Raw genomic sequence first — 20,004 nt, forward strand, 5'->3', positions numbered from 1 at the left:
GCGCGAGGCAAAAATGGATTTCAACGGCAGGTCGGGTGAGATGGCGGTATTCGCGATGGTGGCGCAGGAAGGCAGCCTGTCGGCGGCGGCGCGGGCATTACGATTGACGCCCTCGGCCGTCAGCCGCGTCATCGCACGCACAGAACAACGCCTGGGTACCCGCCTGTTGATTCGCACGACCCGCGCCCTCGCCTTCACAGCCGAGGGCGAGGCGTACCTTCGCGGCGCCCGGCGCATCCTGGCTGACATGGCGGAAGTCGAAGAAGCCATCGCCGACCAAGGCGCGCCCAAAGGTCGGCTGCGGGTCAGTGCGGCCCTGGGCCACGGCCGCATGGCCATCGTGCCGTTGGTGGCGGCGTTCAGCGCCCGCTACCCGAACATTGTGGTGGACCTGACCTTGGGCGACGAAGTGGTCGACATCCTCGGCGGCCAGGCTGACGTCGCGATCCGCTTTGGCGACCTGCCAGACAGCCCGCTGACAGCCCGGCGCATCGGCGACACCGGCCAGGTCCTGGTGGCATCGCCGCACTACCTTCAGCAACACGGTACACCTCTGGAACCCAATGACTTGCTGCGCCACAACTGCCTGCGCTTCAACTTCCGCCGTGCGCAATCCGACTGGCCCTTCGCCCGTGACGGCCGGGAGTTTTCGTTGAAGATAAACGGCAATATCGAATGCAGCAGTGGCGAAGCGCTCGCTCAACTGGCGCGATTAGGCGCCGGTATCGCACGCATCGGCGAGTTCACGGTTGCAGAAGACCTGCAACGCGGTGACCTGGTGCCCCTGCTGGAATCCTGGAACCCCGGCGACCGGGAGCCGATCCACGTGGTGTTTGTCGGCGGTGCGAGCATGCCCGCGCGGATCCGCGTGTTTGTGGATTTCTTGCTGGAACATCACCGGCTATAAACGTGCAGGCTTGTGCAGCCGCTCAAGCACCTCGTCAGCCGCCTCGCGCCATGCCTGCGTCGCGCCTTTGTTTCTCAACACCTCCAACCCAGCCGCGGTAAAGGTGCCCGGTGTCGCAATCGCGCTACCCAACGCTTCCAGACTCGCGGATGGCTGGTGACGGGCGCTGGCCAAGCAGTCTTGCAGGTTGCCCATCACCAGTTGGGCAGCCTGATCCTTGGACAGGCCTTTGTCGGTAAACCACTGCTGAAGATCATTCAGGAAGAAATAGAACCAGCCGTTCATGCAGGCCGCGACAGTGGCCAGTTCGAACGCCTCTTCCTCGTCCAGCACCACCAATGAACCGAGCGCGCCCAGCAGTGTTGCATGGGGTTCGCCACCGGGCGTGATCACCACAGTCGTCTGGTTGATCTGGGCGGCATAGGACAGCATGGCGCGGACCACACGCGCTTGCGGGAAGCGACGTTGCAACTCAGCCAGCTTCAATCCCGCCACCAACGACACCAGCGTTTGCTCAGGTCTGAGCTGCACTTCATTCGAAAGCTGATCGACCACCTCCGGGCGCACGCCCAAGACTAACAAGTCCGCCCCATCGACAACCTGTTGATTGTCAGCCATCACCTCACAGTCCCACTGTTCAGCGAGTTGCTGCGCACGTTCGTGATTACGCGGAGAAAGCAAGACCCGCCCGCCAAACCCACTGCGCCGCAGGCCGATCACCACCTTTTCCGTCAGCTCACCGACGCCCAGGATTCCAATCTTCAGCACGCTGTCCACTCCGGTAATTTCTGTAGTCGGGTGCATCATAGGCATGATTGCCGTCTTCATGCAGGCAGGCGTTCACGCTACACTCGCCACTCGAAAAGATCAGCCAGGGAGGCAAACATGAGTGCTCAAGGTACAGACCGGCAAATCGACAACATCGAATTCAACGTCAGCGATATTGCCCGCAGCAAAGCCTTCTACGGCGGCGCGTTCAGTTGGACGTTTGTCGATTACGGCCCCACCTATACCGAGTTCAGCGATGGGCGTCTGACTGGCGGGTTCACTACGGGGGAGCAGGTTCGGCCGGGTGGCCCGTTAGTTATTTTGTACGCCGATGATCTCGATGCCACGCAGCAGCGACTCAAAGCCCTGGGGGCTGTCATCACCCGCGAGACATTTTCGTTCCCTGGTGGACGCAGGTTCCACTTCACCGATCCGGATGGCTATGAACTGGCGGTTTGGAACGCTGATCAATAGGTCTCTTTGCGACATCGGGGCGGCGCTGTCGGCTGCGGCTACCGCCCCTTTTTACGTATCAATCGATCTTTATGACGACTTTCCCGAACGCACCTTTGGCCAGATGCTCATAAGCTTCACGCGCTTTTTCGAACGGGTACACCTTATCGATCACGGGACGAATACCGTGTCGTTCAAGGAACACATTCATCCGGTCGAAGGATGAGCGTGGCGCCACGGCAATACCGCGAAGGGTGGTCTGACGGAAGATAAGCGGCATCAGGTTGAGTTCCACGGTCTGCCCCGTCAAAAAGCCGATCTGTGCAATACGCCCGGAGGCCTTGGTTGCTGCGACCGATTGGTTGATGCCGCTGCCACCGGCCACATCGAGCAGCAGATCGACGCCTTTGCCATCAGTGAGTCCAAGCACCTCATCCGCCCAGTTCGGCGAGGTTCGGTAATTGATGCCCGCGACCGCGCCCAAACGTTTTACCGCTTGAAGATTCTCGTCACTGCTCGACGTTGCGATCACTTTCGCCCCCAGCGCTGTTGCGATCTGCACTGCAAATATAGACACGCCCCCGGTACCCTGGACCAACACAGTTTGACCCGGCTGGATGTGCCCGAAGTCGACCAGCGAGTACCAGGCGGTCAGTGCCGCGATCGGTAGCGTGGCCGCCTCCTCGTCAGTCATGTTGGCGGGAGCGGCCACGGCACTGTCTTCGTGGATGATCATGTATTCAGCCAAGCCGCCAGGCAATGGCGAGCCGAAGCAGTAGTCCGGCTCGTTTGGCCCTGGCTCGCCATCCAGCCAGCGCGAGTAGAGGTGCGAGTTGACCCGGTCGCCAACGTTGAAGCGCGTAACACCATCACCGACTGCGACCACGGTGCCGGCCGCGTCGCTGACCGGGATCAGCAGTTTGGGCACCTTGTGCGGCTCGTAGATACCATCAACGATGGCCTTGTCGCGAAAGTTCAGCGACACCGCGCCAACCTTGACCAGTAGCTCACCCGCCTTGGGTTGCGGAGTCGTTGCTTCTCCGAGTTGCAGATTGTCCATTCCGAAATCTTTTAATTGCCAAGCTTTCACAGTGAATCTCCCAATGCATCGAATGGTTGCCAACCGAGGCCGGTTCGCCTTGGACACATCTTTCGTGATTAGAGACGCGCAATAAATGCACTGAAAAAGACATGATTGTTCTATCCTTTAGCAACAATCATTGGCAGCGCTTCGTTTCACTCGGGCGTATCGGAGACATCATGGAATTGCTGCAATCGATGCGACTATTCGCGCGCCTGGCCGAACTCGGCAGCTTCACAAAAGCAGCCGAATCGCTGGACATCGGTCGACCCCAGGTCACTCGATATATCCAGGAACTGGAGACGTCATTGGGCGTGCGCCTGTTCCAGCGCACCACGCGAAAGGTCGCACTGACCGCCGAGGGCGAGCGGTTCTATGAGCGCGTGCAGGACATTCTTGCGCAGATCTCCGCTGCGACCACGATGTTCGACCGCAGCGGAGCAACGCTCGTGGGCCGTCTGCGCATTGATATTCCCACTGCTTTCGCGCAAATGGAGTTCATCAAAAGTCTCAAAGGATTCGCCGCTGCGTTCCCGGGTATCAACATCGTGCTGGGCGTCACCGACCGAGCCGTTGACCTGATAGGCGAAGGCATCGATTGTGCGTTGCGTATCGGTGATTTGCCGGACTCGACCCTGATCGCCCGCCCTATCGCATTGGCAACCATGGTGACCTGCGCAGCCCCTGAGTACTTGCACACGCAAGGCCTGCCTGAAACGCTCGACGATCTGCCCGCCCACCGAGGCGTCAACTTCTTGTCCGGCCAGAGCAACAGGACACTGCCTTGGCACTTTTCAGTCAACGGACAGAGTCGGACATTTATCAGTAATGCCGGCATCACCGTCACCGAGTCGAACGCGTATGTGCAGTGCGGCGTGTCCGGCTTCGGCATCATCCAGGCGCCCGGTATAACCGTTGCCGAGCATCTGGACAGCGGCGCTTTGGTGGAGATATTAAGGCCCTATCGGCCAGCCCCTCGCCCGGTGTCGCTGCTGTACCCAAGCCGAACTCATTTGGCGCCTCAGGTGCAGGTCTTTATCGATTGGCTGCAGAAGCATTTCCCGCAGTTGCATGCTGCGTGGCTGGAAAACCCCACCCCTCTGCGCCTCTAGCCGTAAACCTGGCCGCCGGTCGGTTCAATTTGAACGCAAGCCAAGGCGCGCCCTTCATAGTATGGTTGCGCCCACCAACCATCACAGGACTTGAAGGTTAACCATGCGTTTTCTCTTTCCCCTGGCGTTCAGCTTGACGCTAATCGGCTGCGCCACCACCAAAACCGACGTTCGCAACGAAACCCAGATCAGCCAATACGACCCGGCCAACTCAGCCCGCGTCCGTTTCATCACGGGGGACACCACCAACGCGGGCTTCCTCAGTGGCCAGACTTGCGAGGCGTTTTACAACGGGTCCCTGCTGACCAAAACGCCTGAAGAAGCTGGATGGCAAACAGCCCATGCCGACTCGGCGGGTCTCTACCCTTTTAGGGCCACTGACAGTCAGAACAGCGTGATTGGCATGCCTGCCAGCAAGGCAAGCAAAGCCATCAACCAGTCACCCAAAGTGTTTGACGAGCACGTCATTCCGGCGGGTAAACCCTTTATTGCAGGGTTCGCCATGGGCGGTTCGCAAATGTCCTGCTTTCCCGCGCCTGTCACACTCATTCCCGAGCCCGGCAAAGACTATGAAATGGAACTTCAGATGGTCAAAATCAGCACGTTCAAGGCAGGTTGCGTAATAGCCGTTCGCCAACTCTCCGTTCAGAGCAACAACACGGTTGAAACACCGCTCAGGCCGCAGGTGTGTGCCAAAACCCCGTCGGGTTGGTACACCGTCAACCCGAAACCTTTGCCCTGAAACCTTTGCCCTGAAATGCCTGGGCAGGACGACAGAGTCGTCCTGCTTATCGGACATATCCCTGACTTGGGACCCACCTTGTGTTCATGGAGGAAAAATGCGGATCTACATCACAGGAGCATCGTGCGCGGGCGTCACCACGCTGGGTCACAACCTCGCCACGCGGCTCGGTATACGACACGTCGACGTCGATGACTTTTACTGGATGCCCACAAACCCTCCTTTCACAACCAAGCGACCTCCCAGCGACCGCGTTTCCCTGATGCAACGAGCACTCGGTGACGACGGCTGGGTGCTGAGCGGTTCTTGCATGGTCTGGGGCGATGCGTTGATTGCCGATGCTGACTTGATCGTGTTCGTCGCCACCCCCACGTCCGTTCGCCTCGAACGCCTGGCTGCCCGCGAGAAGGCGCGTTTTGGCGAGCGGATCGCACCCGGTGGTGATATGTACGCGATACACGTGGCTTTTCGGGAATGGGCTTCGCAGTACGATGATCCGAATTTCTCAGGGCGCAACCGGGCGTGGCATGAGGCGTGGTTATCACACATGGCGGCCCCAATCTTACGAATCGACGGGGCTGACAGTGTTGAAGCAATGGTTACTGCAGTCGTTCATTGGGTATCGAAAATGTCGCAATAGCTGGAAACCGTAACCGACGAGGCAGCTCAACTGCCTCGACTGTTCTATTTCTATCCGCCCGTTTCGCGATGCCACAACTGTCAATTGTATTTTTTGTAGCATATATCTATGGCTTGCTGATAAAGCACCTGACACGTGTCGTGGGTGAATACTCCATTTGAAATACAAGCAGAGTGCCGTTGACTTGCGCGATCCGTACAAACCGACAGAGGCGTTGGTATATCGGCGACTTCCCCAGTAACGCCATGTGATTTTGCTGAATTCACAGGACTCATAGATTTGTTGAGTGCTTGAGGTATCTGTTCAATCGTGGGGCTTTCAAAGCTACTCGCCAAAAAGAGAACGATTGAAGCTGCTTGCCGCGCAGGAGAATTGGCTGGCGAAAGCTTGAAATCCAGGAGTACATCACCTTGCTTAAGCGTGCCATCTTTGGTCCAACGAATCGGTACTCCTGAGCCATTTTCGAGGGTACCTTTCGAGTCGATGCTAACCATTGGCGCCCCGGCTGAGTCCTCCAAAATGGACGTAGCGCGCAAGACCGCCAACAACCTTCCTGAGGTATCAACGACGCGCCCATCCTGGCTTATCGTTCCCACAGCTGTTCGCGCGTATTTGAAACCTTCTGTTTTTTCGTACTCAGTAATCTCCCCTTTTTTGTCGACCAATATGAAAAACATACCGTTCTTATCTTCAACCTTGAAAGGATGGATCTGAACGACCGGTGGAGCGAACGATTTGTTATCGCAACCATGCGGGCCGGGATCACACTCAGGAGGTCTTGCAAAGCAGAAACCACTTGCAAACATCAACAAGCTCATTGCGATTGCGGTGAGCGTTTTCATGTGAAAATTCCTTTTTGGCACTGCGTACCGGACGATTAAGTGTGTTGGCCACGCGGAGAGGTCCAGCTTTGCCAGACGCCTCGTTGTAGTCGACAACTCAGCTTTACATCTTCGATAAGGCGAATTGAACAATAGACGACGTTGGTTGACGCTGACGCGAATTTTTTATGGTTTCCTATTTCGGTATATCGACGCTGAGAGTCTCAATCTGCACACGTCAACCGCCTGATACATTGCGGCCCCAACGCGCCGGTTGTCCAAGCGTCGCTACTCCCCTTATCCTCACCCCTCCCCGCCCACGCGAACCCGGAGCCGCCATGGACCTCGCCACCCTCGCCCTTTTCCTCCCCGCCTGCTTCGCCCTGAACATGGCGCCGGGCCCGAACAACCTGCTGTCCGTGAGCAACTCCACACGCTACGGCTACCGTACTTCGTGCCTGGCGGGCATCGGCCGCTTGCTGGCCTTCGCCGGCATGATCGCCCTCGCATCCGCCGGGTTGGCAGTGGTGCTGCAAACGTCGGAGTTGTTGTTCTATGGGATCAAGATCCTCGGCGCGGCGTATCTGTTTTATCTGGCGTTTCAGTTGTGGCGGGCTAATCCGGAGGCCGAGGCAGATTCGGCCACAGCGAAGGTGGGACTGTGGGCGTTGGCGCGGCAGGAGTTTTTGGTGGCGGCGGGCAATCCGAAGGCTATCCTTATCTTCACCGCCTTCCTCCCGCAATTTGTAGTGCCCGGCGAGCCCATCACCCCGCAATTCGCGCTGCTCGGCGCGATGTTCCTGGTGCTGGAGTGGATCGCCATCAGCGCCTACGCCTATATGGGCCTGCATATGCGCCGCTGGTTTGCAGAGCCGCGGGGCAAGCGGATTTTCAATCGGTGCTGCGCGGGGTTGTTGTCGACGGCGGCGACGGTGTTGTTGATGGCGCGCAGGGCTTAAATCACGTTTTACAGTCAAGGAGACACGCAATGAAAACCCTGGTGGTAGGTGCAAGCAAAGGATTGGGCAAAGCCCTGATCGAAGGGCTCGGTGAGCCTGGGGATACGCTGATCGGCGTGTCCCGCAGCCGCCCGGAACAGCTGGATCACAAGGACGGCGTCGAGGTGCAGTGGATCGAGGCCAATCTCGCCAAACCTGCCCAGGCCGCGCACGTCATCGCCGAGGCGATTGCCGATAAAGGCCTGGACACGCTGATCTACAACCTGGGCATCTGGGAAGAGTTCGCCTTCGACCCGACCTACAACTTCCTCGCCGACGACGATGAGCAGATCGAGGCCATCGTGACCTGCAACATCACCTCTACCCTGCTGCTGATCAAGCGCCTCTTGCCGATGCTGCTCAAAAGCCCAACCCCCAGGATCATCCTGACCGGATCCACCTCCGGCCTGCCGCAAAGTGGCCGTCCGGAGGTCGCCTTCGGGGCCTCCAAGTTTGCCTTGCGCGGGATTGCCGATGCGTTGCGTGAAGGCTATCGCCAGCAGCGCCTGGCTGTCACCTGCCTGAACCTGGGTTACTTGAACACTGAGGATCCTCTGGGCACGCCGCGCGAGCAAGCCGCGCAGCGGGATGAAGGCCACTCGATTCCTGTGCACGATGTGGTGCAGGTGGTGCGCATGACGTTGAGCCTGTCCTCGGCCAGCTTCGTCAAGGACATCACCTTGCCGGCGATACTGGACGAGCGCTTTTGACCCAGGAGTACGCGACATGACCCGAGACGAACTCGCCGTCTAGACTCCACACAGCCATTTTCCTGTGGAGACCGACCATGAAAAGCAAAAACACCCTCTGCCTCTGGTACAACGGCACCGCCTTGGAGGCTGCCACCTTCTACGCCATGACCTTCCCGGACAGCAAAGTCAACGCCGTGCACCTGGCGCCCGGCGATTATCCGTCCGGCAAACAGGGCGACGTGTTGACCGTGGACTTCACCGTCTTGGGCATCCCCTGCATCGGCCTCAACGGCGGGCCGATCTTTCCCCATACCGAGGCGTTTTCATTTCAGGTGGCCACTGATGACCAGGCCGAGACGGATCGTTACTGGAACGCCATCGTCGGTAACGGCGGCCAAGAAAGCGCCTGTGGCTGGTGCAAGGACAAGTGGGGTTTGTCGTGGCAGATCTCACCGCGCGTGCTGACGGACGCCGTCACCCACCCGGACCCGGCCGTCGCCAAGCGCGCCTTTGACGCAATGATGACCATGAAGAAGATCGACATCGCTGCCATTGAAGCGGCGGTGGCCGCCGGCTAAGGCAATGCCTTGAGCATGGCCTTTGCCGCCAGGGCGTGGACCTTGCGGGTGGGGTGCCATTCGTCCCAGTAGTAATGCGCATCGGCATTGGCGCACACCGGTTTCACGTCTGGGTAGGTGGCCTGGCACGGTGTGTCCAGGTCCGTGAATCCATTGGCTTGCGGATTGGCGCGTAGCGCGTCGCTGAACGCCAGGTGATCGAAGTAGCTGACCTTCGCCACGCCAATCTGCGCCAACATGGCCGGGAGCTTCTGTGCGAGCAATTGCTGGTAGTGCTTCGCGTTGTCGACCTGGTTGCCCTGCACCACGGCGGGCACGTGGCTGAGGTCCGTAGTGCCCACCACCATCACATGCCTGGCCCCCGCGGCCACCAGTTGCTCGGTGGCGTTGCGGATGTTGGCCAGGCTCGACTCGCTCAAGGCCTCGATGGTTTCAGGATGGGAGAAGTCGGCCCATTCGAAAAAATCGTTGGCCGAGATGAAGATGAAATACAGCGCCTTGGGGTCGGCCTTGTGGGACTTGGCGGCCTGCAAGTGCTCGGCGACTTGGCCGAGCACGCCGGTGTCCTGGGTCGGCATCAGCCACGTGTAGTAGTTGCCGTGGCCGCTTTTGGCGCCGCCCACGGCGTAGTCGGTCAGCGGTGTCTTCAACGCCTGGGCCAGGCCTTCGACGGCGGTTGGGCCGTTGCTCCAGCGTCCCTTCCAGTACAGCGGGCCAGGCAGTGCCTGGGCGTCCTTGACCTTCTGCGCGGCGAGCCGAGTGGTAAGCGCTTCGCCCGCGCCATTGTCGGAATAGCTGTCGCCAAAGGCATACAAATGATCGTAGGTCGAGGCACCAAAGGCGGTCGACACAGACAGGGTCAGCAAAGCGGCCAAACACGCGCGTCGGATCATCGAGGTTCTCCCGGAGTGTCCGAATAGACTACCGGCTGGCAGAAAGCACGGCTGGACGATTGCGACCCGCACATATCCGGCGGCGGCCATGCTAACGCTGTACAGATGCCGTCATGCTCGTTAGGCTTTTGTCTCGCAACATCCGGCTACAGATTCAGCTCAATCGGCCGCCACTCTTATATCCCTGAATGGACTCAACGAGGCTCTCGTGCGCGTTATTACTTCTCTCTTGCTCATCGGTAGCCTCGCTACCCTGGCGGGTTGTGCCACCCAGAAAACCCAAGTCGACCGCATGTTCGCCGACACCCTCACCCAGCCCCTGGTTGAAAACAGCATCGTGCGGGAGGGCGACTCGCTCAGCTTCGAGCTGCTGATGCCGGGCGGCCCGAGTGGTCTGCGTCGCACCGTGCAATGGGAGGCAGCTTGCTCATCGCCGCAATTGTATTTGCTGTACCTGGACGGTTCACAACGGGTCTACCCGGCCAGTGCTGGCCGTTACAGCGCAGCGCGCAAGTTGTCGCCGCAATTGCGCGCGACCTTGGCTGCCAACCAGACGTTCATACGCGCGTGTGCCGAAACGCCAAAGCCAGACTGGCGCCTGGTGCAGGCCAACGCGCACGATAGCCAGGTATTGATTGACGCCAACAGCATTAAGACGGTGAATGGCGAAACGCGCTTCTGGGCCGCCTTCGACGAACCGACGGTGCTCAACGACATGCCCTACAACGCCCCCTATGCCCAAAAGCGTGAACACTTTGCGGTGTCTTGCGCGGGCGGGACCTATAAGGAACTGGCCGGCTACGACATGGACGCCGACAATCGCGTCAGCGACGGCCGTGTCGACAGCTTTCCCACGCCGCAGAACATCGCTGGCAGCAATGCCGACTATGAGCTGTTGTTCAATAAAGTCTGCGCGACGCCACAGACAATCGCCGCGCTGCCGGTGTTCAAGCCACGCCTGAAAGCGCCGATAAACATCGCACTGACCTCGGTGCAACCTCAGGTGCTGGCCGCAATCACGCAGTTGAACCTGGACAAACCCGCGCGCGCCTTCAAATACGTGCATATGACCGGCACGTCGACGCTCAAGGGCGAAACCAGCCAGATTCAGAGTGCGGACTTCATCAGCCAAGACACGGCGAGCGGGCAACTGGCCATCGCCACCCGCGGGCAGGGCTATGAAAGCCACACGGTGAGCTGGCGTAACCTCATCCCGCTGGTGGCAAAAAACACCTACAGCTCCTCGGGCATGGCAGAAAGCGAGGCGCTGACGCAATTGAGCTTCACCGGCAATTGGAAGGCCCTGCCAGTTGGCGATACCGTGGTCTACCAAACCACCCGCGCCAGCCTCAACAGCCTGATTGGCAGCCGTACCAAAGTCCAGATCACCCGCTGCGTGGTTGAACGCGAGTTGCAGGCCAGCGAAATCAACCCCCGCCTGTTCGGTGCTGCGAAGGCCTTGCGCTGCAGCTTTGACAACGATGAATACAACCGGGTGAATCACCTGTACTACTTGGTCGATTACGCCTACTTCTACGAGTCGAGCACGGACAAGAACGCGTTCTACTACTCCGACACGCGTATCGATAAATTCGAATAAGCCCCGTTGACACACTCTGCAATATTCCATGAAGATGGAAGCCTTATTCAGGGTGTGTCAGCCAATGTTCGCAATGTCCTCCGTTAACCTTTCCGTCATTGGCTCCCCTGCCAAGGCGCAAGGTTGCGTTGCGCACGCCCTCAAATCGAAGAAACAGTCGCTCATGTGACCGGGGCGCGCTGTCCCGTCAGATGAGCTGACAGGACATTGAGCGCGACGGCCTTCCTCCCTTGCACAATTCCCTCTGCCCTTCTGACGGTGACTCCAGCGGTCAATCATCAGGAGAAAGTGCATGTCATCGTTTCAAGGTATCTGGGTTCCCGTGGTCACACCGTTCCATGACGGCGCCATTGATTTCATTGGCCTGCACCGCCTGGTCAGCCACCTGCTGGAAAAACACGTGGCCGGGATCATGGTGTGCACCACCACCGGGGAAGCGGCGTCGCTGAGTCGTCAGGAACAATTGGCGGTGCTCGATGCGGTGTTGCAATGGGTGCCGGCGCACCGCGTGGTGATGGGCTTGGCGGGCTATAACCAGATTGAGCTGCTGCACTTCCAGCGTGAAATCCTGCAACGCCCGGTGGCTGGGCTTTTGGTGCCGGCGCCGAGCTACATCCGCCCGTCCCAAGCGGGTTTGGAGGCGTTTTTCCGCACCGTGGCCGATGCCTCCAGCGTGCCGATCATTCTTTACGACATTCCCTACCGTACTGGCGCTACTTTCGAGCAGGCGACCCTGCTCAACATCGTCGCCCATGAGCGCATCGTGGCGATCAAGGATTGTGGTGGCAACCTGGGCAACACCCTTGCACTGCTGGCCAGCGGTGACGTGGACGTGTTGTGTGGCGAAGACGTGCAGATTTTCAACGCACTGTGCCTCGGCGCGACCGGTGCGATTGCGGCCTCGGCCCACCTGCACACCGAGCAATTTGTAGCGCTGTACCAACGGGTGCGCGACAACCAACTGGCTGAAGCGCGAGCGACATTCTTCCAGTTGCTGCCACTGATCAACACGCTGTTCATGGAGCCCAATCCAGCACCGGTAAAAGCCGCGCTGGCTCTGCAAGGCTTGATCGGCAGCGAATTGCGCGCACCCATGCAGGCCGCCAGTAGCGCCGTCGTCACGCGCTTGAGCAGGTACTGAACCCGACCGGCTAATGCGCCAAAAACAGACAGCCAACGGACCGTCCGTTGCGACCGGACCGATCCCGGCCTATCGTCGAACCCATGCTTTGCCTTTTGCTGTCCAACCCATTCGTATTCAGGTGACGACATGCCCACGCTTTCCCGCCCCGCCGTCCTCGAACTGATCGGCAACACGCCGCTGGTTCGGGTCAGCCGGTTCGATACCGGCCCCTGCACGTTGTTTCTCAAGCTTGAATCCCAGAACCCCGGTGGTTCCATCAAGGACCGCATCGGCCTGGCCATGATTGACGCCGCCGAACGCGACGGCCGCTTGCGCCCCGGCGGCACCATTATCGAAGCCACCGCCGGCAACACCGGCCTGGGCCTGGCGCTGGTCGGTCGGGCCAAGGGCTACCGGGTAGTACTGGTGGTACCCGACAAGATGTCCACGGAAAAAGTGCTGCACCTCAAGGCCATGGGCGCCGAGGTGCACATCACCCGCTCCGATGTGGGCAAGGGCCACCCCGAGTATTACCAGGACGTGGCCGCGCGCCTGGCCAAGGATATTCCGGGCTCGTTCTTCGCTGACCAATTCAACAACCCGGCCAACCCCCTGGCCCATGAAACCAGCACCGCGCCGGAAATCTGGGCGCAGACCCAGCATGATGTCGACGCGATCGTCGTCGGCGTCGGCTCTGCCGGCACCCTCACCGGCCTGACGCGCTTCTTCAAGCGCGTGCAACCCGAGCTGGCCATGGTGCTGGCCGACCCGGTGGGCTCGGTGATGGCCGAATACAGCCGCAGTGGCAAGATGGAAACGCCGGGGTCCTGGGCGGTAGAAGGCATTGGCGAAGACTTCATTCCATCGATTGCCGACCTGTCCAGCGTGCGCCAAGCCTATTCGATCAGCGACGAAGAAAGTTTCGACCATGCTCGGCAGTTGCTCAAGGCCGAAGGCATTCTCGGCGGTTCCTCCACCGGCACCCTGCTCGCTGCCGCCCTGCGTTATTGCCGCGAACAGACCGAGCCCAAGCGCGTGGTGACTTTTGTCTGTGACACCGGCACCCGTTACCTGTCAAAGGTCTACAACGACCAATGGATGAATGACGCCGGCCTGCTGCACTACAAGCACTACGGCGACCTGCGCGACCTGATCGCGCGGCGCTTCGAAGACGGCCGCGTGATCAGCGTAAGCCCCGACGACACGCTGCTCACCGCCTTCCAGCGCATGCGCCTGGCGGATGTCTCGCAGTTGCCAGTGCTGGTGGACGGTCAAAAACTGGTCGGTGTGATCGATGAATCCGACATCCTGCTGGGTCTGCATCAAGACGCCACGCACTTTTCCATGATCGTCTCCAGCGCTATGACCGACACTCTGCAAACCCTGGCCCCCAGCGCTAGCCTGGCAGAACTGCAGGCGGAGCTGGATCGCGGCCTGGTCGCCATCATTGCCGACGCGTCAGGCTTCCACGGCCTGATCACCCGCGTCGACCTGCTCAACCACCTTCGGAGATCCCTTGCATGAGTCAGTCCGATAAAAGCGCGTTTGCCACCCGTGTGATCCATGCTGGACAGTCCCCCGACCCGACCACGGGCGCGCTGATGCCGCCGATCTACGCCAACTCTACTTACCTGCAAGACAGCCCCGGCGTGCACAAAGGCTTCGACTACGGGCGCTCCCACAACCCCACGCGGTTTGCCCTGGAACGCTGCGTGGCCGACCTGGAGGGCGGCCGCCAGGCGTTTGCTTTCGCGTCCGGGCTGGCGGCGATTTCGACAGTCTTGGAGTTGCTGGATGCCGGCGCCCATATCGTGTCCGGCAATGACCTGTACGGCGGCACCTTCCGGCTATTCGATAAAGTGCGCCAACGCAGCGCCGGGCATCGTTTCAGTTTTGTCGACCTGAGCGATTTGTCGGCGTTTGAAGCGAGCCTGCAGGACGACACGCGCATGGTCTGGGTCGAGACCCCCAGCAACCCGCTGCTGAGCCTGACCGACCTGAGCGCCATCGCACGTATCTGCCATGATCGCGGCATCATCTGTGTGGCCGACAACACCTTCGCCAGCCCGTGGATCCAGCGTCCTCTGGAGCTGGGCTTTGATGTTGTGGTGCACTCCACCACCAAATACCTCAACGGCCACTCCGATGTGATCGGCGGCATCGCCATTGTCGGCGACAACCCCGAACTGGCTGAGCGTCTGGGCTTCCTGCAAAACTCGGTCGGCGCCATCGCGGGGCCCTTCGACGCGTTCCTCACCCTGCGCGGCGTGAAAACCCTGGCGCTGCGCATGGAACGCCATTGCAGCAACGCCCTGGACCTCGCCACCTGGCTGGAGCAGCAACCGCAAGTGGCACGGGTTTATTACCCAGGCCTCACGTCCCATCCCCAGCATGAACTGGCGCGCGAACAGATGCGTGGGTTTGGCGGGATGATTTCGATTGACCTGAACAGCGACCTGGCCGGCGCCACGCGGTTCCTGGAAAACGTCAAGATCTTCGCCCTGGCCGAAAGCCTTGGCGGCGTGGAAAGCCTGATCGAACACCCGGCGATCATGACCCATGCAAGCATCCCGGCGGTAACGCGGGCGCAGCTGGGGATTGGGGATGGGTTGGTACGCTTGTCGGTGGGGGTTGAGGATGTGGAGGATCTGCGGGCGGATTTGGCGCAAGCCTTGGCACTTATCTAAAGTCGTTTAGCTTGGCCTGCGTGGTGAACCGGCCCACTCACCACAGCAAGCCAGTTCCCACAGAAAGTTGTGTCAGGCTGAGGTGACGTTGGCACGCGCCGCATGCAGTTTCTTGTAGCTGTCGATCAAGCGCAAATGCCGATCCAACCCTTCCAGCTTCATGCTGGTCGGCGTCAAACCATAGAAGCGCACATCGCCCTGTACCGAACCGATCACCGCATCCATCCGCTCATTACCAAACATGCGGCGGAAGTTGGCTTCGTAGTCCGCCAGTTCCAGGTCATCGTCCAATTCCATCTCCAGCACCGCATTCATCGCCTGGTAGAACAGGCCACGTTCAGCGGTGTTGTCGTTGTACTGCAGGAACATCTCCACGCACTCCTTGGCCTCTTCATATTGCTGCAAGGCCAGGAAGATCAGCAGTTTCAACTCCAGGATGGTCAGTTGACCCCAGGCAGTGTTGTCATCGAATTCGATGCCGATCAGCGTGGTGATATCGGTGTAGTCATCCAGCTCGCTTTCGATCAGGCGCTCGACCAACGCTTGCAACTCTTCCTCGTTGAGGCGGTGCAGGTTGAGAATGTCCTCGCGGAAAAACAGCGCCTTGTTGGTGTTGTCCCAGATCAGGTCGTCCACCGGGTAGATTTCCGAGTAGTCCGGCACCAGGATGCGGCACGCGGTGGCGCCAAGGTGTTCGTACACGGCCATGTACGATTCTTTACCCATGCCTTCTAGAATGCCGAACAGGGTCGCAGCTTCCTGGGCGTTGGAATCCTCACCTTCGCCTGAGAAGTCCCACTCGACGAATTCGTAATCCGATTGGGCACTGAAGAAACGCCACGACACCACTCCGCTGGAGTCGATGAAGTGCTCGACGAAGTTATTCGGCTCGGTCACCGCCTGACCTTCGAAGGTCGGCTGCGGCAAGTCGTTGAGGCCTTCGAAACTGCGGCCTTGCAGCAGTTCGGTGAGACTGCGTTCCAGCGCCACTTCCAGGCTTGGGTGCGCGCCGAACGAGGCGAACACGCCACCCGTGCGCGGGTTCATCAGGGTCACGCACATTACCGGGAATTCACCGCCAAGGGACGCGTCTTTCACCAGCACCGGGAAGCCTTGGGCTTCGAGGCCCTGGATACCGGCGAGAATGCCTGGGTACTTGGCCAGCACCTCGGCCGGCACGTCCGGCAAGGCGAACTCGCCTTCGATAATTTCACGCTTCACGGCGCGCTCGAAGATCTCCGACAGGCACTGCACCTGGGCTTCAGCCAAGGTATTGCCGGCGCTCATGCCGTTGCTGAGGTAGAGGTTTTCGATCAGGTTGGACGGGAAGTACACCACTTCACCGTCCGATTGGCGCACGAACGGCAGCGACACAATCCCGCGCTCTTCATTGCCGGAGTTGGTGTCGAACAGGTGAGAACCGCGCAGCTCACCGTCGCGGTTGTAGACCTTCAGGCAGTAGGCGTCGAGGATTTCACCTGGCAGTTCGTCGTTGGGGCCAGGCTGGAACCAGCGCTCATCCGGGTAATGCACGAACGGCGCATTCGCCAGTTCTTCACCCCAGAACTGATCGTTATAGAAGAAGTTGCAGTTGAGCCGCTCGATGAACTCGCCCAGTGCCGACGCCAAGGCGCCCTCTTTGGTCGCGCCCTTACCGTTGGTGAAGCACATCGGCGAATGTGCATCGCGGATATGCAGCGACCACACGTTGGGCACGATATTGCGCCACGACGCGATTTCAATCTTCATGCCCAGGCCGGCCAGGATGCCGGACATGTTGGCAATGGTCTGTTCCAGCGGCAGGTCTTTGCCGGCGATATAAGTGCCACCCTCTGACGTCGAGTTGGGCATCAACAAGGCCTGGGCATCGGCGTCCAGGTTTTCGACTTCTTCGATGACGAACTCAGGCCCGGCCTGCACCACTTTCTTGACCGTGCAACGGTCGATGGAACGCAGGATGCCTTGGCGGTCTTTGTCGCAAATGTCGGCCGGCAGCTCGACCTGGATCTTGAAGATCTGGTTGTAGCGGTTTTCCGGGTCGACGATGTTGTTCTGCGACAGACGAATATTTTCAGTGGGGATATTGCGCGTCTGGCAATACAACTTCACGAAGTACGCCGCGCACAACGCCGACGACGCCAGGAAGTAATCGAACGGCCCCGGTGCCGAGCCATCGCCTTTATAGCGGATGGGCTGGTCGGCAATCACCGTGAAGTCGTCGAACTTGGCTTCAAGCCGGAGGTTGTCGAGAAAGTTGACCTTGATTTCCATGGGGGCACACCAGAATAACGGCTAAACAAAAATGGCCGCCATTATGAGGTTTTTCGGCAGGAAGTTTCAGGCTTTTGACCAGTGGCTGGCGAATTGGCCAATGTGGATTAACCTTTTCGCACATGGCGCCGATGGACTGAGGGCAACCAGGGAGTAGTCGGAATGCGCAATAACCAGCCCGTAACACAGCGTGAGATTTCCCTCGCGCCTTCGCAAAAACTCATCTCCGCCACGGATGTCCGAGGTGTCATCACTTACTGCAACGACGCCTTTGTGGACATCAGCGGCTTTGAACGCGCTGACTTGATTGGCGCCCCGCAGAATATCGTACGTCACCCCGATGTGCCCCCCGCCGTGTTTGCGCACATGTGGAGTGCACTCAAGCAAGGCCTGCCCTGGATGGGCATCGTCAAGAACCGCTCGAAAAACGGCGATCATTATTGGGTCAACGCCTATGTAACGCCGATCTTCGACGGCAGCAAGGTGGTGGGTTTCGAATCGGTGCGGGTCAAACCCACTGCCGATGAGATCCGCCGTGCTCAGGCCCTTTACCGCCGCATCAGCCAGGGTAAGCCGGGCGTGCCACGCCAGGATGCCTGGCTGCCTGCCGCGATCAGTTGCGTGCCGTATGTGGCCACCGGATTGGCCGGCAGCCTCGCCGGCCTGTTCCTCAGTGCACCGCTGGCGATTGCGGTGGCCGTCGTTGTCGCGGTGCCAGTGGGCGTACTTTGCTCGCGCGTGCGCCAAGGCAGCACACTGCGCCTGTTGCAGGGGGTGGAACCCTCGACTTCGGACGCCTTGATCGCACAAATGTACAGCGATGCAAGCGGGCCCCAGGCACGCTTGGAAACCGCGTTCCTCAGCCAAAACGCGCGCCTGAAGACCTGCCTGACGCGTTTGCAGGACAGCGCCGAGCAACTCAGCGCCCTGGCCGGGCAATCCGATCAGTTGGCCACCGCCAGCTCCAAAGGCCTGGACCGCCAGCGTGTCGAAACCGAACAGGTCTCGGCCGCCGTCAACCAGATGGCCGCCACCACCCAGGAAGTCGCCAGCCACGTTCAACGCACCGCCGACGCCACCCAGCAAGCCAACGTCCTGACCGGGCGCGGGCGCGAAGTGGCACGCGATACCCGTGAGGCGATCGAACGCCTGTCTGCGGTGGTCAGCGAAACCGGCGCCACCGTGGCGCAACTGGCCAAGGACAGCGACGAAATCGGCAGCGTGGTGGACGTGATCAAAGGCATTGCCGACCAGACCAACCTGCTGGCCCTCAACGCGGCCATCGAAGCGGCGCGTGCCGGCGAGCAAGGCCGTGGTTTTGCCGTGGTGGCCGACGAAGTGCGGCAGCTGGCACAACGCACGTCCCAGTCCACCACCCAGATCCATGGGTTGATCACCCAGCTGCAGGCGTCCTCCAACAATGCCGTGCAAAGCATGGAACACGGCCAGCGCCAGGCCCAGGAAGGTGTGGCCTGGGTGCTGGAGGCGGACCAGGCGCTGGTCGGCATCAGCGAAGCGGTGTCCCATATCACTGACATGACCACCCAGATCGCCGCCGCCACCGAGGAACAGAGCGCGGTCGCCGAGGAAATCAGCCGCAACATCACCACCATCGCCGAACTGGCCGACCAGACGTCGATACAAGCCCATCAATCCACGGACCTGAGCAAGGAGCTGACGAACAACGCGTCCACCCAATATGCGTTGGTTGAGCGGTTCAATCGCTGAGCCTACGTTTACAGTGGCAAGCCCGCTTTCTGTAGTGAGCGGGCTTGTTGTGGTGAGCGGGCTTGCCCTGCTCACCAATGGCGATCTGCTGTGGTCTCTAATATTGATCGGCGCCACGCAGTCGCTTTCCGGTTTCCTGCGTCGCGAAAAGGTCATCCAGTGGATGGACCGCACCACCGGTATGATCTTTGTGTTGTTCGCTGCAAGGCTGACGTTCAGCAAGCGCTGAATACTCGCTTAGCCCAAGCGCATTGAAAGTTCGATGTCATCGGTAAACGGCACCGACAAGTAGCCGTTCTCCGGAGCGCGCACGTAGGCCAGGTATTCAGGGCAATAATCGGTGTTGTCCGCGACTACCAGTGCGCCAGGACGCAGGTTGTTTTCCACCAGGTTCAGCACGTCGCCATACAGCGTCTTGGCGCCGTCCAGCAGCAACAGATCGACAACCTCCGGCAAGTCGCTGGCCAGGGTCACCAGCGCGTCACCTTCGCGAATGTGGATCAGGTCGCTCACGCCGCCTTCGATGAAATGCTCGCGCGCCAGGGCGATCTTCGAGGCTTCGAATTCGCTGCCGATCAGCACACCGCCGCCGTTGTCACGCAGCGCGGCAGCCAGGAACAAGGTCGACAGCCCAAATGAAGTGCCAAACTCCACAATCGCTCGCGCCTTGTTGCTGCGCGCCAGCATGTAGAGCAGCTTGCCGGTGTCCTGCGACACGGGCAGCCACAGGTCCTTGAGCATCGAATACAGCGCCACGTATTCGGTTTTGCTGTGCATCAGCCGTTCGCGTTCTTCCTTGGATACCGAGTTCACCAACGGGCTGGTGGCCGCATTGGCCTGGGCATAAAGACGTTCAATCAGGGGCGCCAGAGGCGCGGTGGTCAGGCTCGACATAATTGATTTCCAGTGA

18 protein-coding genes and 3 pseudogenes are annotated in these 20,004 nt (G+C 59.8%); 15 read left to right on the forward strand and 6 right to left on the reverse strand.

Features of this window, described 5'->3' with window-relative positions:
* The first annotated feature begins 13 nt into the window (after positions 1 to 13).
* On the forward strand, positions 14 to 907 hold the full coding sequence (locus tag WH299_RS14150) for a LysR family transcriptional regulator (RefSeq protein WP_122727454.1): 894 nt from the start codon (positions 14 to 16) through the stop codon (positions 905 to 907).
* Here the strand turns inward: WH299_RS14150 and WH299_RS14155 are convergent.
* The gene (locus tag WH299_RS14155) at positions 902 to 1,675 is read right to left on the reverse strand and encodes an NAD(P)-binding domain-containing protein (protein WP_339550567.1); all 774 of its coding nucleotides are present in this window, start codon (positions 1,673 to 1,675) and stop codon (positions 902 to 904) included. The genes WH299_RS14150 and WH299_RS14155 overlap by 6 nt on opposite strands.
* A gap of 117 nt (positions 1,676 to 1,792) precedes the next feature.
* Here WH299_RS14155 and WH299_RS14160 point away from each other — a divergent pair, with 117 nt between their 5' ends.
* Positions 1,793 to 2,149: a VOC family protein gene (locus tag WH299_RS14160; RefSeq protein WP_122727303.1), complete on the forward strand. Its 357-nt coding sequence runs from the start codon at positions 1,793 to 1,795 to the stop codon at positions 2,147 to 2,149.
* A 58-nt stretch (positions 2,150 to 2,207) separates the two neighbouring features.
* Here the strand turns inward: WH299_RS14160 and WH299_RS14165 are convergent, their stop codons facing one another.
* Positions 2,208 to 3,218, reverse strand: coding sequence for a zinc-dependent alcohol dehydrogenase family protein (locus tag WH299_RS14165; protein ID WP_339550568.1), 1,011 nt, complete (start codon positions 3,216 to 3,218; stop codon positions 2,208 to 2,210).
* Positions 3,219 to 3,388: 170 nt separating this feature from the next.
* Between WH299_RS14165 and WH299_RS14170 the strand changes: the two genes are divergently transcribed.
* From WH299_RS14170 to WH299_RS14180, 3 genes are all read left to right on the forward strand, one after another.
* Positions 3,389 to 4,321, forward strand: coding sequence for a LysR substrate-binding domain-containing protein (locus tag WH299_RS14170; RefSeq protein WP_122727457.1), 933 nt, complete (start codon positions 3,389 to 3,391; stop codon positions 4,319 to 4,321).
* A 103-nt stretch (positions 4,322 to 4,424) separates the two neighbouring features.
* Positions 4,425 to 5,063: a hypothetical protein gene (locus WH299_RS14175; RefSeq protein ID WP_339550569.1), complete on the forward strand. Its 639-nt coding sequence runs from the start codon at positions 4,425 to 4,427 to the stop codon at positions 5,061 to 5,063.
* A gap of 97 nt (positions 5,064 to 5,160) precedes the next feature.
* Positions 5,161 to 5,703 carry an ATP-binding protein gene (locus tag WH299_RS14180; protein WP_339550570.1) on the forward strand — a complete coding sequence of 181 codons (543 nt, stop codon included), beginning with the start codon at positions 5,161 to 5,163 and terminating at the stop codon, positions 5,701 to 5,703.
* 80 nt (positions 5,704 to 5,783) lie between these two features.
* On the opposite strand, the gene WH299_RS14185 is transcribed toward WH299_RS14180, so the two are convergent.
* A complete protein-coding gene (locus WH299_RS14185) occupies positions 5,784 to 6,545 on the reverse strand; it encodes a hypothetical protein (protein ID WP_126571735.1) in 762 nt (253 codons plus the stop codon).
* Between the two features lie 317 nt (positions 6,546 to 6,862).
* On the opposite strand from WH299_RS14185, the gene WH299_RS14190 reads away from it, so the two are divergent.
* The 3 genes from WH299_RS14190 (at position 6,863) to WH299_RS14200 (ending at position 8,792) form a co-directional block, all read left to right on the forward strand.
* Complete coding sequence (locus WH299_RS14190; protein ID WP_122727311.1) at positions 6,863 to 7,483, forward strand: LysE family transporter; 621 nt, start codon at positions 6,863 to 6,865, stop codon at positions 7,481 to 7,483.
* A 29-nt stretch (positions 7,484 to 7,512) separates the two neighbouring features.
* On the forward strand, positions 7,513 to 8,232 hold the full coding sequence (locus WH299_RS14195; RefSeq protein WP_339550571.1) for an SDR family NAD(P)-dependent oxidoreductase: 720 nt from the start codon (positions 7,513 to 7,515) through the stop codon (positions 8,230 to 8,232).
* 77 nt (positions 8,233 to 8,309) lie between these two features.
* The gene (locus WH299_RS14200) at positions 8,310 to 8,792 is read left to right on the forward strand and encodes a VOC family protein (protein WP_068932877.1); all 483 of its coding nucleotides are present in this window, start codon (positions 8,310 to 8,312) and stop codon (positions 8,790 to 8,792) included.
* Here the strand turns inward: WH299_RS14200 and WH299_RS14205 are convergent.
* On the reverse strand, positions 8,789 to 9,685 hold the full coding sequence (locus WH299_RS14205; protein ID WP_323623768.1) for an SGNH/GDSL hydrolase family protein: 897 nt from the start codon (positions 9,683 to 9,685) through the stop codon (positions 8,789 to 8,791). The genes WH299_RS14200 and WH299_RS14205 overlap by 4 nt on opposite strands.
* A 208-nt stretch (positions 9,686 to 9,893) precedes the next feature.
* Between WH299_RS14205 and WH299_RS14210 the strand changes: the two genes are divergently transcribed.
* The 4 genes from WH299_RS14210 to WH299_RS14225 all read left to right on the forward strand — a co-directional run bounded on the left by WH299_RS14210 (position 9,894) and on the right by WH299_RS14225 (position 15,095).
* Positions 9,894 to 11,285, forward strand: a complete 1,392-nt coding sequence (locus WH299_RS14210; RefSeq protein ID WP_339550573.1) for a hypothetical protein — start codon at positions 9,894 to 9,896, stop codon at positions 11,283 to 11,285.
* Positions 11,286 to 11,577: 292 nt separating this feature from the next.
* Entirely contained in the window at positions 11,578 to 12,426 is an 849-nt protein-coding gene (dapA, locus tag WH299_RS14215; protein WP_339550574.1) for a 4-hydroxy-tetrahydrodipicolinate synthase, read from the forward strand.
* 129 nt (positions 12,427 to 12,555) lie between these two features.
* Positions 12,556 to 13,932, forward strand: a complete 1,377-nt coding sequence (locus WH299_RS14220; protein ID WP_323623771.1) for a cystathionine beta-synthase — start codon at positions 12,556 to 12,558, stop codon at positions 13,930 to 13,932.
* Positions 13,929 to 15,095, forward strand: coding sequence for a cystathionine gamma-synthase (locus tag WH299_RS14225; RefSeq protein WP_339499874.1), 1,167 nt, complete (start codon positions 13,929 to 13,931; stop codon positions 15,093 to 15,095). Before WH299_RS14220 ends, WH299_RS14225 begins: the two co-directional genes overlap by 4 nt.
* A gap of 72 nt (positions 15,096 to 15,167) precedes the next feature.
* On the opposite strand, the gene WH299_RS14230 is transcribed toward WH299_RS14225, so the two are convergent.
* The gene (locus WH299_RS14230; protein WP_339550576.1) at positions 15,168 to 17,366 is read right to left on the reverse strand and encodes an OsmC domain/YcaO domain-containing protein; all 2,199 of its coding nucleotides are present in this window, start codon (positions 17,364 to 17,366) and stop codon (positions 15,168 to 15,170) included.
* Positions 17,367 to 17,528: 162 nt separating this feature from the next.
* Between WH299_RS14230 and WH299_RS29655 the strand changes: the two are divergent.
* The 3 pseudogenes from WH299_RS29655 to WH299_RS14240 all read left to right on the forward strand — a co-directional run.
* Positions 17,529 to 17,801 (forward strand): annotated as a pseudogene (locus tag WH299_RS29655) (PAS domain-containing protein); the annotation flags it as partial.
* A gap of 318 nt (positions 17,802 to 18,119) precedes the next feature.
* A pseudogene (locus WH299_RS29660) lies at positions 18,120 to 19,094 on the forward strand (methyl-accepting chemotaxis protein); the annotation flags it as partial.
* 85 nt (positions 19,095 to 19,179) lie between these two features.
* Positions 19,180 to 19,323, forward strand: a pseudogene (locus WH299_RS14240) (LysE family translocator); the annotation flags it as partial.
* A gap of 8 nt (positions 19,324 to 19,331) precedes the next feature.
* Here the strand turns inward: WH299_RS14240 and WH299_RS14245 are convergent.
* A complete protein-coding gene (locus WH299_RS14245) occupies positions 19,332 to 19,988 on the reverse strand; it encodes an O-methyltransferase (RefSeq protein WP_339550580.1) in 657 nt (218 codons plus the stop codon).
* Positions 19,989 to 20,004: the final 16 nt, after the last annotated feature.

The sequence above is a fragment of the Pseudomonas sp. MYb541 genome (assembly GCF_037479595.1).
Lineage (GTDB): Bacteria > Pseudomonadota > Gammaproteobacteria > Pseudomonadales > Pseudomonadaceae > Aquipseudomonas > Aquipseudomonas canadensis.

Excerpts from the sequence above, each read along its gene's own strand:
- WH299_RS14150 (WP_122727454.1), top strand. The coding sequence starts at position 14 with ATGGATTTCAACGGCAGGTCGGGTGAGATGGCGGTATTCGCGATGGTG.
- WH299_RS14180 (WP_339550570.1), top strand. The coding sequence starts at position 5,161 with ATGCGGATCTACATCACAGGAGCATCGTGCGCGGGCGTCACCACGCTG.
- WH299_RS14175 (WP_339550569.1), top strand. The coding sequence starts at position 4,425 with ATGCGTTTTCTCTTTCCCCTGGCGTTCAGCTTGACGCTAATCGGCTGC.
- WH299_RS14225 (WP_339499874.1), top strand. The coding sequence starts at position 13,929 with ATGAGTCAGTCCGATAAAAGCGCGTTTGCCACCCGTGTGATCCATGCT.
- WH299_RS14185 (WP_126571735.1), bottom strand. The coding sequence starts at position 6,545 with ATGAAAACGCTCACCGCAATCGCAATGAGCTTGTTGATGTTTGCAAGT.
- WH299_RS14245 (WP_339550580.1), bottom strand. The coding sequence starts at position 19,988 with ATGTCGAGCCTGACCACCGCGCCTCTGGCGCCCCTGATTGAACGTCTT.
- WH299_RS14205 (WP_323623768.1), bottom strand. The coding sequence starts at position 9,685 with ATGATCCGACGCGCGTGTTTGGCCGCTTTGCTGACCCTGTCTGTGTCG.
- dapA (WP_339550574.1), top strand. The coding sequence starts at position 11,578 with ATGTCATCGTTTCAAGGTATCTGGGTTCCCGTGGTCACACCGTTCCAT.
- WH299_RS14195 (WP_339550571.1), top strand. The coding sequence starts at position 7,513 with ATGAAAACCCTGGTGGTAGGTGCAAGCAAAGGATTGGGCAAAGCCCTG.
- WH299_RS14160 (WP_122727303.1), top strand. The coding sequence starts at position 1,793 with ATGAGTGCTCAAGGTACAGACCGGCAAATCGACAACATCGAATTCAAC.
- WH299_RS14170 (WP_122727457.1), top strand. The coding sequence starts at position 3,389 with ATGGAATTGCTGCAATCGATGCGACTATTCGCGCGCCTGGCCGAACTC.
- WH299_RS14190 (WP_122727311.1), top strand. The coding sequence starts at position 6,863 with ATGGACCTCGCCACCCTCGCCCTTTTCCTCCCCGCCTGCTTCGCCCTG.
- WH299_RS14230 (WP_339550576.1), bottom strand. The coding sequence starts at position 17,366 with ATGGAAATCAAGGTCAACTTTCTCGACAACCTCCGGCTTGAAGCCAAG.
- WH299_RS14220 (WP_323623771.1), top strand. The coding sequence starts at position 12,556 with ATGCCCACGCTTTCCCGCCCCGCCGTCCTCGAACTGATCGGCAACACG.
- WH299_RS14200 (WP_068932877.1), top strand. The coding sequence starts at position 8,310 with ATGAAAAGCAAAAACACCCTCTGCCTCTGGTACAACGGCACCGCCTTG.